General features: G+C 38.9%; 17 protein-coding genes. 11 read left to right on the top strand and 6 right to left on the bottom strand.

Annotated features, from left to right (window positions below; translation table 11 throughout):
- The first annotated feature begins 11 nt into the window (after positions 1 to 11).
- Entirely contained in the window at positions 12 to 3,356 is a 3,345-nt protein-coding gene (locus RCC89_17275) for a hypothetical protein (GenBank protein WMJ74899.1), read from the top strand.
- On the opposite strand, the gene RCC89_17270 is transcribed toward RCC89_17275, so the two are convergent.
- The 3 genes from RCC89_17270 to RCC89_17260 form a co-directional block, all read right to left on the bottom strand.
- Positions 3,348 to 4,088: a hypothetical protein gene (locus RCC89_17270; GenBank protein ID WMJ74898.1), complete on the bottom strand. Its 741-nt coding sequence runs from the start codon at positions 4,086 to 4,088 to the stop codon at positions 3,348 to 3,350. The two genes, RCC89_17275 and RCC89_17270, sit on opposite strands and share 9 nt — an antisense overlap.
- A gap of 169 nt (positions 4,089 to 4,257) precedes the next feature.
- Complete coding sequence (locus RCC89_17265; GenBank protein ID WMJ74897.1) at positions 4,258 to 5,022, bottom strand: ATP-binding cassette domain-containing protein; 765 nt, start codon at positions 5,020 to 5,022, stop codon at positions 4,258 to 4,260.
- A 3-nt stretch (positions 5,023 to 5,025) separates the two neighbouring features.
- On the bottom strand, positions 5,026 to 5,754 hold the full coding sequence (locus RCC89_17260) for an ABC transporter permease (protein ID WMJ74896.1): 729 nt from the start codon (positions 5,752 to 5,754) through the stop codon (positions 5,026 to 5,028).
- Between the two features lie 83 nt (positions 5,755 to 5,837).
- Between RCC89_17260 and RCC89_17255 the strand changes: the two genes are divergently transcribed.
- Both RCC89_17255 and ispG read left to right on the top strand, forming a co-directional pair.
- Positions 5,838 to 6,545, top strand: a complete 708-nt coding sequence (locus RCC89_17255) for an SDR family oxidoreductase (protein ID WMJ74895.1) — start codon at positions 5,838 to 5,840, stop codon at positions 6,543 to 6,545.
- A gap of 406 nt (positions 6,546 to 6,951) precedes the next feature.
- Entirely contained in the window at positions 6,952 to 8,958 is a 2,007-nt protein-coding gene (ispG, locus tag RCC89_17250) for a (E)-4-hydroxy-3-methylbut-2-enyl-diphosphate synthase (protein WMJ74894.1), read from the top strand.
- Positions 8,959 to 9,088: 130 nt separating this feature from the next.
- Here the strand turns inward: ispG and RCC89_17245 are convergent, their stop codons facing one another.
- From RCC89_17245 to RCC89_17235, 3 genes are read right to left on the bottom strand one after another with little or no spacing between them, the layout of a single operon-like run.
- Entirely contained in the window at positions 9,089 to 10,300 is a 1,212-nt protein-coding gene (locus tag RCC89_17245; protein WMJ74893.1) for an alanine dehydrogenase, read from the bottom strand.
- Entirely contained in the window at positions 10,290 to 10,733 is a 444-nt protein-coding gene (tsaE, locus tag RCC89_17240) for a tRNA (adenosine(37)-N6)-threonylcarbamoyltransferase complex ATPase subunit type 1 TsaE (protein WMJ74892.1), read from the bottom strand. The genes RCC89_17245 and tsaE overlap by 11 nt, the downstream gene beginning before the upstream one ends.
- Complete coding sequence (locus RCC89_17235) at positions 10,730 to 12,292, bottom strand: bifunctional response regulator/alkaline phosphatase family protein (GenBank protein ID WMJ74891.1); 1,563 nt, start codon at positions 12,290 to 12,292, stop codon at positions 10,730 to 10,732. Before RCC89_17235 ends, tsaE begins: the two co-directional genes overlap by 4 nt.
- Before the next feature lie 69 nt (positions 12,293 to 12,361).
- Between RCC89_17235 and RCC89_17230 the strand changes: the two genes are divergently transcribed.
- The 8 genes from RCC89_17230 to RCC89_17195 all read left to right on the top strand — a co-directional run bounded on the left by RCC89_17230 (position 12,362) and on the right by RCC89_17195 (position 19,586).
- A complete protein-coding gene (locus RCC89_17230; protein ID WMJ74890.1) occupies positions 12,362 to 13,591 on the top strand; it encodes an HD domain-containing protein in 1,230 nt (409 codons plus the stop codon).
- A 17-nt stretch (positions 13,592 to 13,608) separates the two neighbouring features.
- The gene (gene lpxD / locus RCC89_17225; GenBank protein WMJ74889.1) at positions 13,609 to 14,649 is read left to right on the top strand and encodes a UDP-3-O-(3-hydroxymyristoyl)glucosamine N-acyltransferase; all 1,041 of its coding nucleotides are present in this window, start codon (positions 13,609 to 13,611) and stop codon (positions 14,647 to 14,649) included.
- A 9-nt stretch (positions 14,650 to 14,658) separates the two neighbouring features.
- Positions 14,659 to 16,062, top strand: a complete 1,404-nt coding sequence (locus tag RCC89_17220) for a bifunctional UDP-3-O-[3-hydroxymyristoyl] N-acetylglucosamine deacetylase/3-hydroxyacyl-ACP dehydratase (protein WMJ74888.1) — start codon at positions 14,659 to 14,661, stop codon at positions 16,060 to 16,062.
- 3 nt (positions 16,063 to 16,065) lie between these two features.
- Entirely contained in the window at positions 16,066 to 16,845 is a 780-nt protein-coding gene (lpxA, locus tag RCC89_17215) for an acyl-ACP--UDP-N-acetylglucosamine O-acyltransferase (GenBank protein WMJ74887.1), read from the top strand.
- A 1-nt stretch (position 16,846) separates the two neighbouring features.
- Complete coding sequence (locus tag RCC89_17210) at positions 16,847 to 17,461, top strand: ATP-binding cassette domain-containing protein (GenBank protein WMJ74886.1); 615 nt, start codon at positions 16,847 to 16,849, stop codon at positions 17,459 to 17,461.
- Positions 17,462 to 17,464: 3 nt separating this feature from the next.
- Entirely contained in the window at positions 17,465 to 18,151 is a 687-nt protein-coding gene (locus RCC89_17205) for a hypothetical protein (protein ID WMJ74885.1), read from the top strand.
- Between the two features lie 268 nt (positions 18,152 to 18,419).
- Positions 18,420 to 18,581: a hypothetical protein gene (locus tag RCC89_17200; GenBank protein WMJ74884.1), complete on the top strand. Its 162-nt coding sequence runs from the start codon at positions 18,420 to 18,422 to the stop codon at positions 18,579 to 18,581.
- 138 nt (positions 18,582 to 18,719) lie between these two features.
- Positions 18,720 to 19,586: a hydroxymethylglutaryl-CoA lyase gene (locus tag RCC89_17195; GenBank protein ID WMJ74883.1), complete on the top strand. Its 867-nt coding sequence runs from the start codon at positions 18,720 to 18,722 to the stop codon at positions 19,584 to 19,586.

The raw sequence follows: 19,586 nt of genomic DNA, 5'->3' as shown, positions 1-19,586 counted from the left end.
AATCCTTTGTTTTGGACACGGCACCGGTATTCCCAAATTCTGTTGAAATAGAACTCAAGGATAGAGACGATATAAAAATAACTTATGATATAAACACTGGTAAGGCCTCTTTTAGTTCCGATGAAGCTTTTGATTCTGTAATGGTCTGCTACAGAATTATGCCTTATGACCTTACCAGCGGATATTATAAAAGGAACTTGGCTTCGTATGATTCTAATTTTTATTTTAGGGAAGATTATGGTAAGCCTATAGGTGGCGGCAATTTGCCACAACGTAGGGAGGAGCTCTTCGCAACGCCGGGGTTAAATACCACCGGTAATGTTTCCCGTGGCATTTCTTTTGGTAACAGCCAAAATGTTTTTGTGAATTCTAACCTCAATATGCAGATCGAAGGGCAATTGACCGATGATGTGCGCCTTACAGCCGTAATAAATGACCAAAATATACCTTTTCAGCCAGAGGGTAATACACAACAGCTACAGGATTTTGACCGGGTGTTTGTTCAGTTGGATGCAGCAAACAGTAAGTTGACGGCGGGTGATATAGTGATGCAAAATAGAGATTCTCACTTTTTAAGGTATTACAAAAACGTTCAGGGTGGACAAGTAGAAGTGGGGCTTGGGGAAGATAGTACTAAAAACTCTACGACATTTGGCGGTGCGGCTATCTCTAAAGGAAAGTTTGCCTCCATAGAGCTAGAAGCCCTTGAAGGTGTACAAGGGCCTTATCGTTTGCGAGGTCCTTCAAATGAGCGGTTTATTATTGTTTTGGCTAATTCGGAGCGTGTTTATATTGATGGGAAACTAATGAAAAGAGGGTTTGACTATGATTATACCATAGATTATAACCTTGCGGAAATAACATTTACTCAAAATGTTCTCATAACAGAGTTTTCAGTAATACGGGTTGACTTCGAATTTTCTGACAGGAATTATACTAGGACTATTGTAAATGCAGGGCACTACCAAAACTACGGGAGGGCTACTGGTTATGTGAACTACTATACAGAGCAGGATAACCCAAGAAACCCTTTGTACGAACTTTCTGATCAAGACAAGGAGTTGTTGAGTTCTATTGGTGACTCTGTGCAAGATGCCTATATCTCAGGGGTCGAGGAAGTAGGGTTTAGTGAAAATAAAATCCTGTACAAAAAAGCTATGGATCCGCAGGGTAGGGAGTACTATGAGTTTTCTACAGACCCAGATCGTGCTATTTATGAAATTACCTTTACAGATCTAGGGCATGGGAATGGTAGTTATATCCATGATGTCAGTAAGGCAGTTAACGGAAGGGTTTTTAAATATGTTGGGCCAGGGCAGGGAAGTTTTGAACCCCGGCGGCTTATTCCTACCCCTGTCAAAAAGCAAATGGTAACTGTGGGTGGTGGCTATGAGCTAACAAAGTATGACCATGTGTTTGGTGAAATTGCCTTCTCTCAACATGACATCAACAGGTTTTCTAATATTAATAATGAAAATGATAACGGTATAGCTTTTAAAGGAGGTATTATCTCCAAAGGACGTAAGTCTTTTATTAAAGGGTATGAGTTTACTGGTGGTGTGGACTTTGAATACAATGATGCCAACTTTAGACCGGTAGACCGCTATCGGGACATTAACTTTGAAAGGGATTGGAGTGCTTCGCCCGAAATACGTACCAGCGACCATATTCTTAATGCCAATATTGGGTTTTTGAAAGATGGTGAAAATAATTTTATGTACACTTTTACCAGGCGTTTTCGTGATCAGGAAGTTAATGGACATCAGCAAAACCTTATTTTTAATAAGTCTTTGGGAAGGTTTCAGGTGAACAGCACTGGTTTTATGATGCAAAATGAACGTTTGTTTGACTACTCTGATTGGAAACGTGCTTCTGTAAACTCTTCATACAGGACTAAGTATGTAGTGCCTGGTATAGAATATAATACAGATAAAAATGTTGTTACTGCTTTAGGAGGTGACAGTGTTACTGGTTCTGCCATGTATTTCGATGAACTAAAGCTCTATGTTAGGTCTGCGGATACTTCACGTTTTAACTTTTTTGCAGAGCAAAGTTTCAGAGATGATAAGCGGCACTTGATTTCTGAAGGGGTGCTTGCAAACTATAGTAAAGCCAGGACTACTAATGCTGGAGTCAATACTATAATCCATAGAAACCATGAACTTGTAACGAACTTTACTTATCGTCGCATGACGTATAATAGTGACTTTATGGGTGAGCAATTACCGGATGAAGAAACGGTGCTTGGTAGGTTTGACTATAATGCTGATTTTCTTTCAAGGCATATACGGTCTGAGCTTACTATAACTACTGGTACTGGCCGTGAGTTGCAGCGGGAGTTTATGTTTGTGGAGGTGGCCCAAGGGGAAGGTACCCACGAATGGCTAGGTGACTTAAATGGCAATGGGGTAAAGGACCTGGATGAGTTTGTTGAGTCTGTGTTCTTTGACCGTAGAAACTATATCAAAGTCTTCGTTCCTACCGATAATTATGTCCGTGCTTACACTAATAGTTTAAATTACCGGGTCAATATGTCGGCTCCTAGGAACTGGCGCGACTCAGACAAAGGCCTTATACGTTTCTTCTCCCGCTTCTCCAATGTTTCTGGATGGAATGTAAATAAAAGAATCTTGGACTCAGACATAATGCAAAGGTTTAGCCCCTTTATTAGTGGACTAGCTCCTGAAGATATTTTATCAGTACAAAAGAACTTACGCTCTGCTTTCTTCTTTAACCGCTCAAACCCTAATTATGGCTGCGATCTTACTGTTCAGTCTACCGAAAATAAGCAGTTTTTGAGTCAAGGGTTTGAAACTAGAAACCTCGATGAAGTGCGGCTGCAAGGCCGGTTGAACATAAAAAGATTAGTAAACATCCGCATGCTTACTTTTAGAAACGTCCGTGCAAACCAATCTAATTTTATGCAGCTTAGGAATTATGATATTGAAACTTGGAGCTTTAAGCCTCAGTTCTCTATTCAACCTAAAAACACTTTTAGAATTTCATGTGAGCTTGGGTATTCTGATAAAGAAAATCGGTTGGGCGAGGTTAATGAAAAGATACAAATGTACTCTGCTGGTTGTGAAGTTAGAATCAATAAAGTGTCGAGAAGAACTATCAATGGGAATATTAACTACATCAGAATCGTAGAAGACTTCAAAGAGACGTCTTTTAACTCTCCTGTAGCTTTTGAAATGTTTGAAGGGCTAATGCCTGGAAACAACTTTACCATGAGTGTAAATTGGCAGGAAAGGCTTTCCAATGGACTACAGCTTTCTTTTATTTACGAAGGTAGAAAGTCTGAGTCTAGCAACTTGGTACATATTGGGAGGATGCAGGTTTCTGCTTTATTCTGATTGTGTAAAGCTCTCCCCATCATCATCTTCAATTGGTTGATAAATAGGGTGACTCTTGATCGTTTCCATTATGGTCTCAGGAAACATGTAGCGTTCTCTAGGGTTATGCTCGGTCACTTCTGTTATATCTTCTATTTGGTCTATACCTTGTACATGTTTTGCATACGCTAGCCGCACATGTGTGCTCCATGAGTAAAGTTGCCATCCTAGTCCATGGTCAATAGTCCGGCGATCGGCATCAAACTCTATCCTGTCCATTTTCTTTTTATGGATATTTCCTAAAGCTACGCCTAACAAGCCAATACGGTCTCTTTTTACAAAATCTGCAATATGGGCGAGCTCATGCCCCAGTACTCCTATTTGGGCATCTAGGTGAAGGTTTTCCAGTAAAACTGGAGCCATGTTCTGATCGTTGCTGATGCCTATTATATAGTGGCGTCTTCTTGCATTGCGAAAAACAGCAGAAAAAAATGTTGGCCTGGCCAATAAAGGTGAAGATGCATCATAGATTCGAAAGCTGATTCTGGTGTCCTTCAGCTCTGGAAAATAAAGTAGTGCAGTTGCTATTTGCTCTCTAAACTCGTCAGGTATGTCTTTCTTTTGTCCATACTCTTTTATGACATAATCTATCTCTTCTTCTGTCAACCTATTATTCTCAAAACTTTTTCTTATGTTCTGGGCACTTAGCTCCGAACATAGCACGATAAAAAGTATGTATAAATAATGCTTCATATGCTCAGTCCCTCAATAAAAAAAACGGGACTAAGGGAAAATAGTTTGCATGATAATTGTATAAGCAGTGTTAGGGATACCTGAAAAGCCGGTTTTTAGGCAAAAGAAGGCACTTCAAATAATTGAAAAATAACATTAGCCATATTGATTGGAATGGCTGAAATAAAAATTATTTGAGCTTGTCGGAGAAGGTCTTAAAATCCCTTATCAGTTTATTGGCAAAAATAAAATCTTGTAGAGATTTAACTTCGTTGTCCAATATCGTTTTACTGTTTCCTTCCCACACTTTTTCCCCTTGATGGATAAACATAATGTAATCTCCAATTTCTATTACAGAGTTCATGTCATGGGTAACCACAATGGTGGTAATATTGTACTCTTCTGTAATTTCCTTGATTAGATTATCAATCTTAATGGACGTTTGCGGGTCTAAGCCGGAATTGGGTTCGTCACAGTAAAGGTATTTTGAGTTTAGAACAATTGCTCTTGCTATACCGACCCGTTTTTTCATACCACCACTGATTTCAGAAGGCATCAGGTTGTTCTTGTTCTCAAGCCCTACACGTTTTAAGCAGAAGTTTGCTCTGTCTAGCTTTTCTTCCTTCGACATGTCTGTAAGCATATCTAAGGGAAATATGACATTTTCTTCAACAGTTTTAGAGTCAAACAATGCAGAGTTTTGGAAGAGCATCCCTATTTCTCGTCTTACCTCTTGCCTCACCTCCTGTGTTCCGTTAGAAAAATCCCTATTATCGTATAGTACCTCGCCGGTATCTGGTTGAATTAGGCCAACCATGCACTTCATCAAAACACTTTTACCGGTACCACTGGCACCGATTATAAGGTTGGTTCGGCCTTTTTCAAACTTACCGTCTATGCCTTTTAAAATTTCTACTCCGTTGAAGGACTTGGTTATGTTCTTTATCTCTATCATTTCTTACAATAATAAATTTGCAAGCAAATAGTCTGCTAAAAGAACTGCAATACAGCTATGGGTTACTGCCTGAGTACTTGAGTGCCCTACTTCTAAAGCGCCCCCTTTGGTGTAAAACCCTTGATAGGCAGATATGGAAGAGATTAGGAATGCAAAGACCAGGGATTTGATAATTGCGAAAACAATATTATACTCCTGAAAGCCATATCGGATACCTATTATGTACTCTTGCTCTGTTATTACCCCCGTTAGGGTTCCTGCCAAATAACCTCCCATTATAGAAAGGAAGCCGGCAATAATTACCAACAAAGGGAATGTTATGAGCGCGGCAATAATTTTAGGCAAAATAAGGTATGAGGCACTGTTGATTCCCATTACCTCTAGTGCATCTATTTGCTCTGTTATCCGCATTGTGCCAAGGCCTCCTGCAATGTTTGATCCAACTTTTCCGGATAAAACAATACAAGTAATGGTTGGCGCAAGCTCTAAAATGGTCATATCCCTTACTATCGTTCCTATGATGTAGGTCGGGACTAAGGGACTTACAAGGTTAAAGGCAGTCTGAACAGCAGTTACAGCTCCAATAAAAGAAGATACTATTACTACTATAAAAACTGAGTTTATACCGATCAGCACAGCCTCATCGATAATCAGCTTGATGTACACGCTGAACTTTTCCCTGTTTTTTACAAGGAGTCCTAAAAGGATTATATATTTGCCGAGGGCTTTCATTATTACTTTTAACAAAAAACTCTACGCTAAATTACATTATATTTCAAAAAAATTACAAAATCTTTCATTTTAAACGTAAAATCATGAAAAAGCTTGCAGTAATTACCGGGGCAACTAAGGGTATTGGTAAAGCGCTAGCGGAAGTATTTGCTGAAGATGGGTTTGATATATATGCTTGTGCAAGGTCTCAAGATGACTTAAAAAAAGTTTCTGCTGAACTTTCTGAAAAGTATCCCTCTCAAGAGTTTAACTTCATTAAAGCCGACCTTTCCAAAAGAGAAGAGGTTTCCAAATTTGCTGAAGCGGTTCTGGCTTCTGGGAGAGATATTGACGTCTTGATTAATAATACGGGAATCTATACACCCGGACAGGTACATAATGAAGATGAAGGCGTGTTAGAAAATTTGGTGCAGACAAATTTGTATAGTGCCTACCACTTGACCCGGGCCTTGATCAAGAATATGATAGAGGTTAAAAAAGGACATATTTTTAATATATGTTCAACTGCTAGTATTATGCCTTATGTAAATGGAGGTTCTTACTGTATTACCAAGTATGCACTATATGGAATGAGTAAAGTGTTGCGTGAAGAAATGAAACCTCATGGCATTAAAGTGACCTCTGTATTGCCAGGAGCTACTTATACCGCTAGTTGGGAGGGTGTGGAAATTCCCGAAAGCAGGTTTATGAAATCTGAGGATGTGGCAAAAATGGTTTATAGTACTTATACATTGTCTGAAAACTCTGTTGTTGAAGATATACTGATAAGGCCACAGCTTGGTGATCTTTAAAGTATAACTTTAAATCAGTCATTTCGCTCACATTTGTGGTTTAGCGCTGCTATGTTTTGTGGTCTACAAGTGCTGATTTATGTTGTTTTGCTCTTTATTACCAAATATAATGCATAATGCAGGTTTAAGTAAGTAGATAGGGGCGGGGGATATTCTTTTTGGGGAGGCAAAACTTGTAGACCGCATGACTTGTTTTAAATGTTAATAAAAAAATGAAACCTTTTAATCCAATGTCGGTTATACATGCCAAGTTGAATATTTTAGGGAGTATAAAATGCCCTGGAAATTGTAACGTAGGCATGGGTTGCCCGGGTTTTCTTTTATGGATTGTAAAAAATCTGCCTTTGTTATAATCGGCCACAGGGTAAAATTTTGTAATTTTACATGATTTAAAAACACAAAAGGTATGTCAGGACTTCAATCGGAGATATTGTCCCCATCATCAAACTATACAACAAGTTTAACCAGGTATGTGCGCAGGAAAACCCGAGAAGTGAAAATCGGAGATGTTCCTTTAGGTGGGCTTAATCCTATAAGAGTACAATCGATGACTACAGTAGACACTATGGATACCATGGGCTCTGTAGAGCAAATTCTTAGAATGGTGGAATCTGGTTGTGAGTATGTTCGGATTACTGCACCTAGCATTAAAGAAGCCCAGAATTTAGAAAATATAAAAACAGAACTTCGGGCCAGAGGCTGCCATGTTCCATTGGTAGCTGATATCCATTTTACGCCTAATGCTGCGGAGCTGGCGGCTAAAATCGTTGAAAAGGTGCGGATCAACCCTGGCAACTATGCCGATAAAAAGCGCTTCCAAACGATAGACTATACAGACCAATCGTATAGTGAGGAACTGGAAAGGATTAGGGAAAAATTCATTCCTCTTATCAAAATCTGTAAAGAATATGGTACTGCTATGCGTATCGGTACCAATCATGGTTCACTGTCTGACCGTATACTTAGTCGCTATGGCGATACTCCTTTGGGTATGGTGGAGTCAGCTTTGGAGTTTGTGCGTATTTGCGAGGAGTTTAAATATTATGATATAGTGCTTTCTATGAAAGCCAGCAATACCCAGGTGATGGTACAGGCTTATAGACTTTTGGTTCAGAGACTAGACGCTGAAGGACTTCAGCCATATCCGCTGCACCTTGGTGTTACTGAGGCGGGTGATGGTGAAGATGGGAGGATTAAGTCTGCCGTAGGTATTGGTACTTTACTTGAAGATGGTTTAGGTGATACCGTAAGGGTATCTCTGACTGAAGATCCGGAGTTTGAAGCACCGGTGGCCAAAGCCTTAGTGAATAGATATGTAAAGCGACCTGGACACAAGTCAATTACCGCCATCGATTGTAGTCCAATTAACCCATATCAATATTGCAGGAGACCAACTACGGAAGTCAAAAATTTTGGTGGTGCCAATGTGCCTCGTGTGGTTGTTGATTTTAGTAAATTGGACAGCCTGGAGGTAAACGATTTCAAGTGTGGTGGCCACTACTACTTACCTTTGCTTGACAAGTGGGGCATGAATGATTTGGGTTGTGACTATGTTTATACAGGCAATTTAGAAGTAGATTTTATGCTGCCTAATGGCCTTAAGCAAATTATGAACTATAAGGCTTGGGCAAAATTGACAGATAAGGAGAACAAGTATCCCTTGCTTAAGCTGAAGGATTACCTGTCGGGTAAGAAGCGCCATAAAGAGCTTAATTTTGTTAAACTTGATCTGGATGACTTGAATGATAAGTTGCTTAAGTCCTTGCGCAACGACAATAAGACGGTTATAGTCCTGGATACATTTAACCTTCATGCCATGGCCGAGCAGCGACGTGCTTTTATAGATTTTATTATCAATGATATAAAAGCACCAGTCATTATTTTTAGGAAATATCCTAACATACCTGATGACCAACTACAGCTTTATGCTGCTACTGATTTTGGGGGCTTGTTTATTGATGGTTTGGGCGATGGAATATGGATCAGTACCGAACTCAATCGTTTTGCCAACCGAGATGCTCAGCTTCAGCATTTAAAAATGCTGAACGCAACGTCTTTTGGTATACTTCAGGCTGCACGTACCCGTATGACCAAAACTGAATACATCAGTTGTCCATCTTGTGGGCGTACCTTGTTTGATCTTCAGGAAACTACAGCTATGATCAGAAAAAGGACGGACCATCTAAAAGGTGTTAAAATAGGTATTATGGGCTGTATTGTTAACGGCCCTGGAGAAATGGCTGATGCTGATTATGGATATGTGGGAGTTGGTAAAGGTAAAATTGCCTTATATAAGGGACAGGAAGTTGTAAAAAAATCAGTACCTTCTGAAAAGGCAGTGGATGAGTTGATAAATCTAATCAAAGAGGACGGCGCTTGGATTGAAAAAGCAGCCGATGCTTCTGGTGTATAACACTTAGGCTAATTGTAAAAAAAAAAGAAGCCTTTATTGATAGAACAGTAAAGGCTTCTTTTTTTGTACTTTTTATAAAGTTTGTCAAAGTTGCTATCGGTAGTGGTTATGACCTTCTCTCTATAGCTTTTTAAAACCTTGCTGCGAGCAGTAAGCTTAGGTCTTTGAAACGTAAGCCTGTTTTTTTAGCTATATATGCGTTAGTAAGGTTTCCTTTGTAACAATATACGCCCTTCATAAACCATTCTTTCGCATAAATCAATTCTTCTACACCGCCTCGTTTAGACATTTGCAGGAGAACAGGTGTGAAAATATTGCTCAAGGCAGTAGTTGCAGTTCTTGCCACCCTTGAAGGTATATTAGGGACACAGTAGTGGATAATGTCATATTTCCTGAAAACAGGATTGCTTAAGTTTGTCATTTCAGAAGTTTCAAAACACCCACCTTGGTCTATGCTGACATCGATAATGACAGAGTTAGGTTTCATCTCAGCGACCATATCTTCTGTTACCACACAAGTGGCGCCGTCTTCCAGTCTTAGTGAGCCAATGACTACATCTGCTTCTTTTAGCTCTCTTCTGAGGGTAATAGTGTCTATGGTAGAAGTATAGATCTGGAGCCCTAGGTCATGTTTCAGTCTTCTCAATTTGTAGATTTGATTGTCAAAAACTTTTACTTCAGCCCCAAGCCCAAGCCCTGTTCTGGCTGCATATTCTGCCACTGTGCCTGCTCCCAATATGACAACTTTGGTAGGGGGTACACCTGTAATGCCTCCTAAAATTACCCCTTTGCCGTTTTTGCTGTTAAGGTATTCGGCTGCAATTAGCATAACGGTACTGCCGGCAATTTCACTCATAGCCCTAACTACGGGCATGCCGCCAACTTTGTCTTCTATCCATTCAAAAGCTAGTGCTATGATCCTTTTTTTGTTCAGCGCATTGATATAGTCCTGACGTAGATTGGCTGTTTGTAATGCGGAAATCAGTGTTTTACCCTGTTTCATATATCCTATTTCTTTCAGGGTAGGGGGTTCCACTTTTAAAACAACATCGGCTGCAAAGACCTCTTCTGTTGAATAGGTAATTTTTGCGCCTGCATCGCTATATTCTTGATCTGTGAATTTGGCGGCAATGCCTGCACCAGATTCCACAATGACCTCATGTTCGTTATTGACAAGCACAGCAACAGCTTCGGGTGTTAAACATACCCGGTTCTCAAGAAGCTCTTGTTCCTTGGGAATACCAATGAATAAGTTCCTTTGCCGCTCTTCAACTTTTAGAAGAGACTCTTGTGGATATAAGGCATGCTCCTGTGCCAGTACTTCTAAACCTTTAGTTTTCATAATGCCAGGCTTGGATTTTTCTTTGTTCCTTTTCTGCCGTAATATGAATTTTTAAATAATTGTCAGGTATCAGAGACGGTATCATTGACGGCCATTCTATTAAGCACAGGTTCCCCGAGTAAAAGTATTCTTCGCAGCCTATGTCCAATGCCTCTGACTCGTCTTTGATGCGGTAGAAATCAAAATGGTAAATTGTATCTCCTTCCTTAGTTTGATACTCGTTAACTAGGGAAAATGTTGGGCTTGTCACGTTATCTGTTACGCCTTTGACCTTGCAAATGGCTTTGATGAACGTTGTCTTCCCTGCTGCCATTTCTCCTTCAAACAACCAAATGTTTTTACCTTCGGCATAAGTTATTAATTCTTTTGCTGTTTCGGAAAGCTTATCGAGGTCATTGTTAATTGCCTCAAAACTAACGCTCTGATTTGTCATTTTGGCGATAAAGTTACAACCGGTATAATCATTTCTTCCAGTGAGATACCTCCATGCTGGAATGTATCCTTATAATAATTTACATAATAGTTATAATTATTAGGATATGCAAAGAAATAGTCTTCATTGGTAAATACATAGGCCGTGGAGACATTTCTTTTTGGCAAAAATAACCTTTCTGGTTTTCTGCAGGTAAAAACCGAATCACTTTCTTCAAACCCTAAGTTTTTCCCGTGCTTGTACCTTAAGTTGGTGTTGGTGTTTTTATCTCCTACAATTTTAAAAGGTTTCTTTACCCTGATCGTACCATGGTCGGTTGTGATAACTACTTTGCCTTTGAGTTCTGATATTTTTTTAAGGGTTTCCAATAAAGGAGAGTGTAGAAACCATGAGTATGTCAAGGAGCGGTAGGCCGATTCATCAGGTGCCAGCTCCCGGATCATTTGCATGTCTGTTCTTGCGTGAGACAACATATCCACGAAATTGTAGACAATAGCATTGAGTTTGTTGTGGAACAGGTTCGGTATGCTTTCAACCAGGTCTTTGCCTTGGTTTATATTCAATATTTTATGGTAGCTGTATTTAATGTTTAAGTTGTTACGCTTCAGCTGTTGTGCCAAAAACTGCTCTTCTGAATTGTTTTTGCCCTCTTCTTCATCATCGTTTACCCATAGGTTGGGGTACTTTTTCTCCATTTCCGAAGGCAACAGCCCCGAAAATATAGCATTTCGACTATAGGAAGTGGTAGTAGGCAAAATCGAAAAGTATGAATTCTCTTCTTCTACCCTAAAATAGTTGATGATTGCAGGTTCAAGAATTTTCCACTGGTCATACCTTAAGTTGTCGATGACTATGAGAAAGGTAGATTCAATATCCTTGTTTTTTAGGTGTGGGAAAACCTTGTTTTTCAAAAGTTGGTGCGAAAGCAATGGACGGTCTGCCTTAGGATCGTTTAACCAATCTTCATATTCTTCTGCAATAAATCTGGCAAAGTTCTTATTGGCTTCTGATTTTTGCATTTCGATAATATCCTTCATGCTTTTGTTTTCGGTATTATCGATCTCTAGCTCCCAAAAAATTAGTTTTTTGTAAATCTCAGCCCATTCTTCATAGCTTATGCGGTCATTGTAAGCCATGCTTAGGTTTCTGAATTCTTGTTGGTAGTTGATATTTGTTTTTTCCGATATCAACCGCTTGTTGTCTAATATTTTCTTTACGCTCAGAAGGATCTGTTTGGGATTTAATGGTTTAATGAGGTAATCTGCTATTTTAGATCCTATGGCCTCTTCCATTATGTACTCTTCCTCGCTTTTGGTAATCATAATCACAGGCAGGTTAGGCTTGATGGACTTAATTTGGCTTAAAGCCTCTAGTCCACTCATCCCTGGCATGTTTTCATCAAGAAAAACTAAATCAAATTTTTCTTCATTACATTTTTCTATGGCATCATAGCCACTATAAACAGGGGTGATATCGTAGCCTTTTTCATTGAGGAAAATAATATGTGGTTTGAGCAGGTCAATTTCATCATCTGCCCATAAAATATTGTATCTTTGCATGTAAATTTCAGGGATTTGCTTAAAAAAATCGAATTTCTACTATTATAAGTAATATATTTTAAAAAAGGTTTGAATAGGAAAAAAATATTTAACGACCCAATATATGGTTTTGTTACCATATCCGATGATCTGATTTTTAATATAGTAGAACACCCATATTTTCAGAGGTTAAGGAGGATCAAGCAACTTGGCCTCACGGATTTTATATATCCAGGTGCTTTACATACCAGGTTTCACCACGCTTTGGGGGCCATGCACCTTATGGGTTTGACGCTATCGCACCTTCGTGAGCGCGGGCATGACATTTCTGATGAAGAGTTTGTGTCTGCTCAAATTGCCATATTGCTGCATGACATTGGTCATGGCCCTTTTTCACATACCCTTGAAAGTACCATTTTGCTAGGTATTAAGCATGAACGTATATCCATGCTTATTATCGATAGGTTAAATGAGCAGTTTGATGGTAAGCTGGACATGGCTGTAAAAATGTTCTCAGGGAAGTATGAAAGAAAGTTTTTCCATCAGCTTATTGCAAGCCAGTTGGATATAGATAGGCTAGACTACCTGCAACGGGATTGTTTTTTTACAGGTGTTTCAGAAGGTACTATTGGTGCGGATAGGATTATCAAAATGCTCAATGTTTATAACAATGAAATTGTCATTGAAGAAAAGGGTATTTACAGTGTTGAAAACTTTTTGAACTCCAGAAGGTTAATGTACTGGCAAGTTTATTTGCATAAAACTACGGTGAGTGCAGAAAAGATGCTCGTACAGATTATAAAAAGGGCACGGTTCCTTATGAGGAACAATTACCCGCTGTATGCATCAGAGCCTTTAAAGTTTTTTTTATATAATGATATTTCTTATCATGAGTTTTTAAGTAATGAATCTGTGCTTGATTCGTTCCTCAAGCTGGATGACTATGATATTTGGGGGGCTATTAAAATTTGGGTCAGTAGCGAAGACCGTGTACTTGCAGAATTGTGTTCTATGTTGGTCAATAGACGACTTTTTAAAATACGCTTGTCCAACGAAGAACCCGGAGAGAAAAAAATAGAAGAAATAGCCTCAAAGATTAAGACAACCTTTAAAATAGATGATAATGAAGTCGATTATTTTTTATTGAAAGGAGCTGTAAGTAATGAGGCATATATGGCCGGTGGAGAAGGGATTAACATTCTTATGAAGGATGGGCGGATTCTAGATGTTGCGCAAGCTTCAGACCTTCCTAATATTAAAGCTATTAGCAAAATTGTTAAAAAACACTATTTATGCTACCCTAAACATTTATATTTGTAAAATAGAATTTATTTTTAATGGAGTTTACTGTAAAGCAAATTGCACATATCATTGGGGGAGAGGTAGTAGGAAATGAATCGTTGAAGGTTAGCCAACTTTCAAAAATTCAAGAAGGTACGGAAGGAACAATATCTTTTCTTTCAAACCCCAAATATGAGAACTATATATATTCAACACGTGCCACGGCAGTTATTGTCAGTAAAGACTTTCACCCTAAAAGTGCATTGGAAACTACACTTATTAAGGTAGAGGATCCTTATTCTAGTTTTACTGTGCTGCTGGAAGAGTATCAGCGACTATTAAACTTCATAAAGGAAGGGGTAGAAGAGCCTGCTTTCGTTGGTGAGGGAAGTATTTGTGGGTCGAAAGTTTACCGAGGTGCTTTTTCGTATATCGGAAAGAACTGTAAGATAGGCGATAATGTGAAAATTTACCCGCATGCCTATATTGGAAATAATGTGCGTATTGGCTCTAATACTATTATTTATAGTGGGGTAAAGGTATACGCTGGTTGTGAAATAGGTGATTTTTGCACTATTCATTCAGGGACTGTTATAGGAAGTGATGGTTTTGGCTTCGCGCCTCAACCTGATGGCTCTTACAAAACCATACCACAGGTGGGCAATGTAATAATAGAAGACCATGTAGATATTGGCGCAAACACTGTGATAGACTGTGCTACCATGGGTTCTACGATCATTGGGCAAGGCGTAAAACTGGATAATTTGATTCAGGTAGCCCATAACGTTAAAATAGGAAAAAATACCGTGGTAGCTTCTCAAACAGGTATTTCTGGTTCTGCCGAAATTGGAGATAACTGTATGATAGGTGGCCAGGTCGGGATAGTCGGGCATATAAAACTTGCCAATAAAACCTATATCGGCGCTCAATCTGGAGTTTCTAAGTCTGTCTCTAATGAAGGGCTTTCTATCCAAGGTTCGCCCGCCTTTGATTATAAAGACAATCTTAAATCCTTCGTTGTTTATAAAAAATTACCTGAATTGTCTCAACGAATTGAACAACTTGAAGAAAAAATACTAAATTTGCCATCTATATAGGATGCGGAGATGAACTTAAAACAACATACTATTAAAAATCCGGTAACGATTTCCGGAGTAGGACTTCACACAGGCGTAAAAGTAAATATGACCTTTTTGCCTGCACCCATTGACCATGGCATTAAATTTCAGCGTATAGATTTAGATGGCCAACCCATTATAGATGCTGATGTAGATAATGTAGTAGACCTTTCTAGGGGAACCACTATAGAGCAGCATGGTGCTAGGGTAAACACTGTTGAACATACACTAGCGGCACTTATGGGCATGCAAGTGGACAACATTATCATACAGCTAGACGGTCCTGAACCTCCAATTATGGATGGTAGCTCTTTGCCTTTTGTTCAAGCCATCGAAGAAGCGGGGCTGTGCGAGCAAAATGCCATGAGAAATTATTTTGAAGTTCCTCAAAGCGTTTTTTATGAAGATGCTGATAGGAATGTTGAAATAGCAGCCCTTCCTTTAGACAATTACCGGGTTACGGTAATGGTAGATTACAACTCGCCAGTGTTGGGCAGTCAACATGCTACACTTACTAATATCAATAAATTTTCTAAGGAAATAGCCTCTTGCCGGACTTTCTGTTTTCTACATGAACTGGAAATGCTTCAAAAGCAGAACTTGATAAAAGGCGGAGACTTAAACAATGCTATTGTTGTTGTCGATAGAGTAGTTGAAGATCACGAGTTGGACCACCTAGCTAGCCTTTTTAATAATCCAAAGGTAGAGGTGAAGAAAGAAGGTATCTTGAACAATGTTGATCTAAGATATAAAAACGAGCCAGCAAGACACAAACTGCTTGACTTGATAGGTGACCTCGCTTTGGTAGGAAGACCTTTGAAGGCACAAATACTAGCTGCCAGACCAGGTCATGCTGCCAATGTGGCATTTGCAAAGAAAATAAAGAAGCTGATGAAGGAATCTACACCTAAACATCAGGTGCCTCATTACGATCCTTCTTTGCCACCTATTTTAGATTGCACCCAGATTTATAACGCTCTTCCTCACAGATACCCATTTAAGTTGGTTGATAAGATCTTCCACATGGATGAGAAGTCTGTCGCAGGATTGAAAAATGTCACCATTAATGAACCATTCTTTCAGGGGCACTTTCCTGGAAATCCTGTAATGCCAGGTGTTTTACAGGTAGAAGCAATGATTCAAACAGGAGGAATTCTTGTAATGAACACCGTGCCGGATCCTGAAAACTATTGGACTTACTTTTTAGCGATAGAGAGTTGTAGGTTTAGGCGAATGGTTTCTCCTGGAGATACTTTAATATTTAATTGTGAACTGCTTTCCCCTATAAAAAGAGGAATTGCTAAAATGCGTGGACAAGCATTTGTGGCAGGAAACCTGGTTTGTGAAGCTGTAATGACTGCCAGCATTGTTAGGAAGGAAAGCGAAAAGTAATTTATGAATCAACCTTTAGCATACATCCACCCTCAGGCAAATATTGCGGACAAAGTTGTTGTTGAACCTTTTTCTACTATTCATAAGAATGTAGAAATTGGTGAAGGTACCTGGATTGGCTCTAATGTGACCATCATGGAGGGGGCTAGAATTGGTAAAAATTGTAAGATCTTTCCTGGCGCAGTTATTGCTGCCATTCCTCAAGACCTCAAATTTAAAGGGGAGGAAACAACAGTAGAAATTGGAGACAATACCACCATTCGCGAATGTGTTACAATAAACAGGGGGACTGTAGATAAGTATAAAACTGTTGTAGGCTCCAATTGCTTGATTATGGCTTATGTACATATCGGGCATGATTGTGTTATTGGAAACGCCTGCATTATAGGTAATACTGTACAATTAGCAGGGCATGTTGTTATAGATGACTATGCTATATTTGGAGGCTCTTGTGCTGTACAACAGTTTACTCGAATTGGCTCTCATTCTTATATAGGAGGTGGTTCCCTAGTGAGAAAAGATGTACCTCCTTTTACCAAAGCTGCCAGAGAGCCTTTGAGCTATTGTGGTATTAATTCTGTAGGGTTGAGGAGAAGAGGATATAGCAATGAAAGAATTGCTGAAATACAGGAGATATACAGGACAATTTACCTAAAAGGACTTAATAATACTAAAGCGCTAGATCTTATAGAGGTGAACTTTCCTCCAACCAAAGAGAAGGATGAAATTCTGAATTTTATCCGTAGTTCTGAAAGAGGAATAATGAAGGGTTTTAATCAATAAAATGGAGATTAAGACAGAGAAACTGGGCAAAAGGTTCGGAAACCAATGGATATTCCGTAACCTTGACCTGTTTTTTAAGGAAAATAAATCTTATGCCATAACAGGACCTAACGGCTCTGGTAAATCGACCCTTTTACAAGTGCTTGCCGGTATTATCCCCTCATCGGCAGGTAAAATAATGTATAGTCAAAACAACCAGCCGCTGGCTGAGGAAGAACTTTATAAACATCAGTTTTTTGTTTCTCCTTATCAGGAGTTGCCAGAAGAATTTAGCCTCACTGAACTATTAGATTATCACCTTTCTTTCCGTAAGCTTATTAAAGGAATGGAACGTGATGATTTGATTAATACCCTAAACCTGTGGCCACACCGTTCTAAGCAAATCAGTTTATACTCCTCTGGAATGAAACAAAGGGTTAAACTAGGCTTGGCATTGTTTTCTGAAGCGTCTCTGATCATTCTTGATGAACCTGCTACCAATCTTGATGAACAAAATATTAACTGGTATCGCAATGCTGCCATAGATCGTATGGGCGATGCGCTTATGCTTATAGGTTCCAATCAAAAGTACGAGTACGATTTTTGCTCTGAAATTATCAATATTACACAAGTTTAAGATATGGTATACCCCGAAGGTAGACTCATTGCTCAAAATGAAATTTGCAGCTTGTATAAAACCTGGATGTTTCCATGCCCAGATCATTTGATCAGTGGAGTGGCCAAAAATCTTGATATAAGTAAAACGGTAGTTGGCATTAGGCACATACCCCAATCCGGGGCTTCTGGTTGGTTTTTATTCAATGAAGATAATTTTGATCAAGGTGCCTTTGAACCTGCTCTTTCTTATGAAATACCTTCTGAGCTGGAAAAGTTTTTAGGCTTGCCGCCTGGCTTTACCTTTAAGCTGTCAGGCAGTGACCATGAGGCTATTTACGAACCGGGGTTGATGAAACCCGTAGTAGATTACTATATTTTGGATGAAAAACTGCCTATCGTGAGCCGGTTCGGTTGGTTTTTAGAAGATGTGTTTTCTTTACGTTTTCTTCAACAAAGCCAAGAACCATTCTTTCTCCAACCTTTGCGTAATGACGATATTGTAAAGCTTAATTTTACCATCATTACTATTGGGGCAGAGAAAGAAATGAAAATGAACTTTGAAAAAATGTGGGTGCATGTTAAGGGTGAAGAGAACGGTCTTTACAAAGGGATTCTTGATAATGACGCTGCATGTACAGATGAGCTAAAGACTGGCATGGAGCTTTGGTTTTCTCCTTACCATGTTGATGAAAAGCTAGAGAAAAAATAACTCTTCTTCCACAAGAACTTTGTCACTGGAATCTCTTTTTCAACCTGAAATATGCATTAGAACTTTCTATTGCGTGGCAAAACAACTTCAAATCAGGCGCTTCGCTCGCATTTGGTTTTTAACCATAGCCGCTATCTTTTCCGACTCAAAAGTACTGACTTATTGCTATTTCGCCCCTCATAACGAAATCTAATGCATAATCCAGGTTAAACAAATACCTATACTTCCGGTTTATTAGATATTATTAATGTCTAAAAAAGATGGAGTTATGAGACAACTATATACATTTTACTTATTTGTAATACTAGCTATAACCATGAGTGGCTGTGAAATTATAGCCGATATTTTTGCAGCAGGAGTATGGGTAGGGGTCATTGGTATATTGATTATTGTAGGAATTATTGTTTTTATTATTAGTAAAGTCAAATGATTTAAGTGCAGTGGTTGCTATAAATTGAATAGATTTTTTATACTGACCAAAATTTTTTTGTTTTTTTGACTTTATCTTTAAAAAAAAGCGTATTTCTTAAACGATTATTCTTATAATGCCCCTACTTTTGTACTTATTATGGGTTCTGAATTAAAAATCATAGAGTGTCCCCGTGATGCCATGCAAGGCATTACTACATTTATCCCTACTGAGGTTAAAATAGCTTATATTAATCTTCTGTTGAAAGTGGGGTTCCATACTATTGATTTTGGAAGTTTTGTGTCGCCGACAGCAGTACCGCAAATGAAGGACACAGCCCAAGTTTTGGACGGGTTAGACATAGATACTACCAGAACCCTTTTATTAAGCATTATTGCCAATAGGAGAGGAGCGGAGGATGCCGCATCTTTTGATGCCATAAAATATCTAGGCTTTCCTCTTTCTGTCTCAGAAACTTTTCAACAAAGAAATACCAATAAGACCATAGGAGAAGCTCTGACACTTGTTGAAGAAATTCAAGAGATATGTATACAGAAGCACAAAGAGCAGGTGGTGTATCTTTCTATGGGGTTTGGTAACCCTTATGGAGACCCTTATGAAAAGGAGTATATTGTAGAATTCGTGGGAAAACTGGATAAGCTGGGGGTAAAAATTATATCTTTGTCTGATACTATAGGTGTGTCCGATAAGGATAATATTCATTATCTTTTTGAAAGTTTAATCCCTGCTTTTCCTCATATAGAGTTTGGAGCACACCTTCACGCTCACCCTAAAGATGCCAAAGATAAAGTACGGTGGGCTTATGAAGCCGGGTGCCGAAGGTTTGATGGTGCTTTGAAAGGTTTTGGTGGATGTCCTATGGCAAAGGATGATCTGGTAGGAAATATTGCAACAGAAAATATTATAAGCTTTATGAAGGGCCAGCAAATTGATGCAAGTATTGATCAAGAATGGTTTGATAAAGCTTTGCATAAAGCTTCTGAGGTTTTTTTAAGGTATAAGTAA

The organism is Cytophagaceae bacterium ABcell3 (genome assembly GCA_030913385.1).
Taxonomy (GTDB): Bacteria; Bacteroidota; Bacteroidia; order Cytophagales; family Cytophagaceae; genus ABcell3.
Note: the sequence above shows the minus strand (reverse complement) of the source record. Positions and strands in the feature narration are given on the sequence as shown.

What these genes read in the sequence shown, in the direction of transcription:
- RCC89_17255 (WMJ74895.1), top strand. Translation starts at nt 5,838, where the DNA reads ATGAAAAAGCTTGCAGTAATTACCGGGGCAACTAAGGGTATTGGTAAA.
- RCC89_17195 (WMJ74883.1), top strand. Translation starts at nt 18,720, where the DNA reads ATGGGTTCTGAATTAAAAATCATAGAGTGTCCCCGTGATGCCATGCAA.
- lpxA (WMJ74887.1), top strand. Translation starts at nt 16,066, where the DNA reads ATGAATCAACCTTTAGCATACATCCACCCTCAGGCAAATATTGCGGAC.
- RCC89_17220 (WMJ74888.1), top strand. Translation starts at nt 14,659, where the DNA reads ATGAACTTAAAACAACATACTATTAAAAATCCGGTAACGATTTCCGGA.
- RCC89_17205 (WMJ74885.1), top strand. Translation starts at nt 17,465, where the DNA reads ATGGTATACCCCGAAGGTAGACTCATTGCTCAAAATGAAATTTGCAGC.
- tsaE (WMJ74892.1), bottom strand. Translation starts at nt 10,733, where the DNA reads ATGACAAATCAGAGCGTTAGTTTTGAGGCAATTAACAATGACCTCGAT.
- lpxD (WMJ74889.1), top strand. Translation starts at nt 13,609, where the DNA reads ATGGAGTTTACTGTAAAGCAAATTGCACATATCATTGGGGGAGAGGTA.
- ispG (WMJ74894.1), top strand. Translation starts at nt 6,952, where the DNA reads ATGTCAGGACTTCAATCGGAGATATTGTCCCCATCATCAAACTATACA.
- RCC89_17235 (WMJ74891.1), bottom strand. Translation starts at nt 12,292, where the DNA reads ATGCAAAGATACAATATTTTATGGGCAGATGATGAAATTGACCTGCTC.
- RCC89_17245 (WMJ74893.1), bottom strand. Translation starts at nt 10,300, where the DNA reads ATGAAAACTAAAGGTTTAGAAGTACTGGCACAGGAGCATGCCTTATAT.
- RCC89_17210 (WMJ74886.1), top strand. Translation starts at nt 16,847, where the DNA reads ATGGAGATTAAGACAGAGAAACTGGGCAAAAGGTTCGGAAACCAATGG.
- RCC89_17270 (WMJ74898.1), bottom strand. Translation starts at nt 4,088, where the DNA reads ATGAAGCATTATTTATACATACTTTTTATCGTGCTATGTTCGGAGCTA.
- RCC89_17200 (WMJ74884.1), top strand. Translation starts at nt 18,420, where the DNA reads ATGAGACAACTATATACATTTTACTTATTTGTAATACTAGCTATAACC.
- RCC89_17260 (WMJ74896.1), bottom strand. Translation starts at nt 5,754, where the DNA reads ATGAAAGCCCTCGGCAAATATATAATCCTTTTAGGACTCCTTGTAAAA.
- RCC89_17265 (WMJ74897.1), bottom strand. Translation starts at nt 5,022, where the DNA reads ATGATAGAGATAAAGAACATAACCAAGTCCTTCAACGGAGTAGAAATT.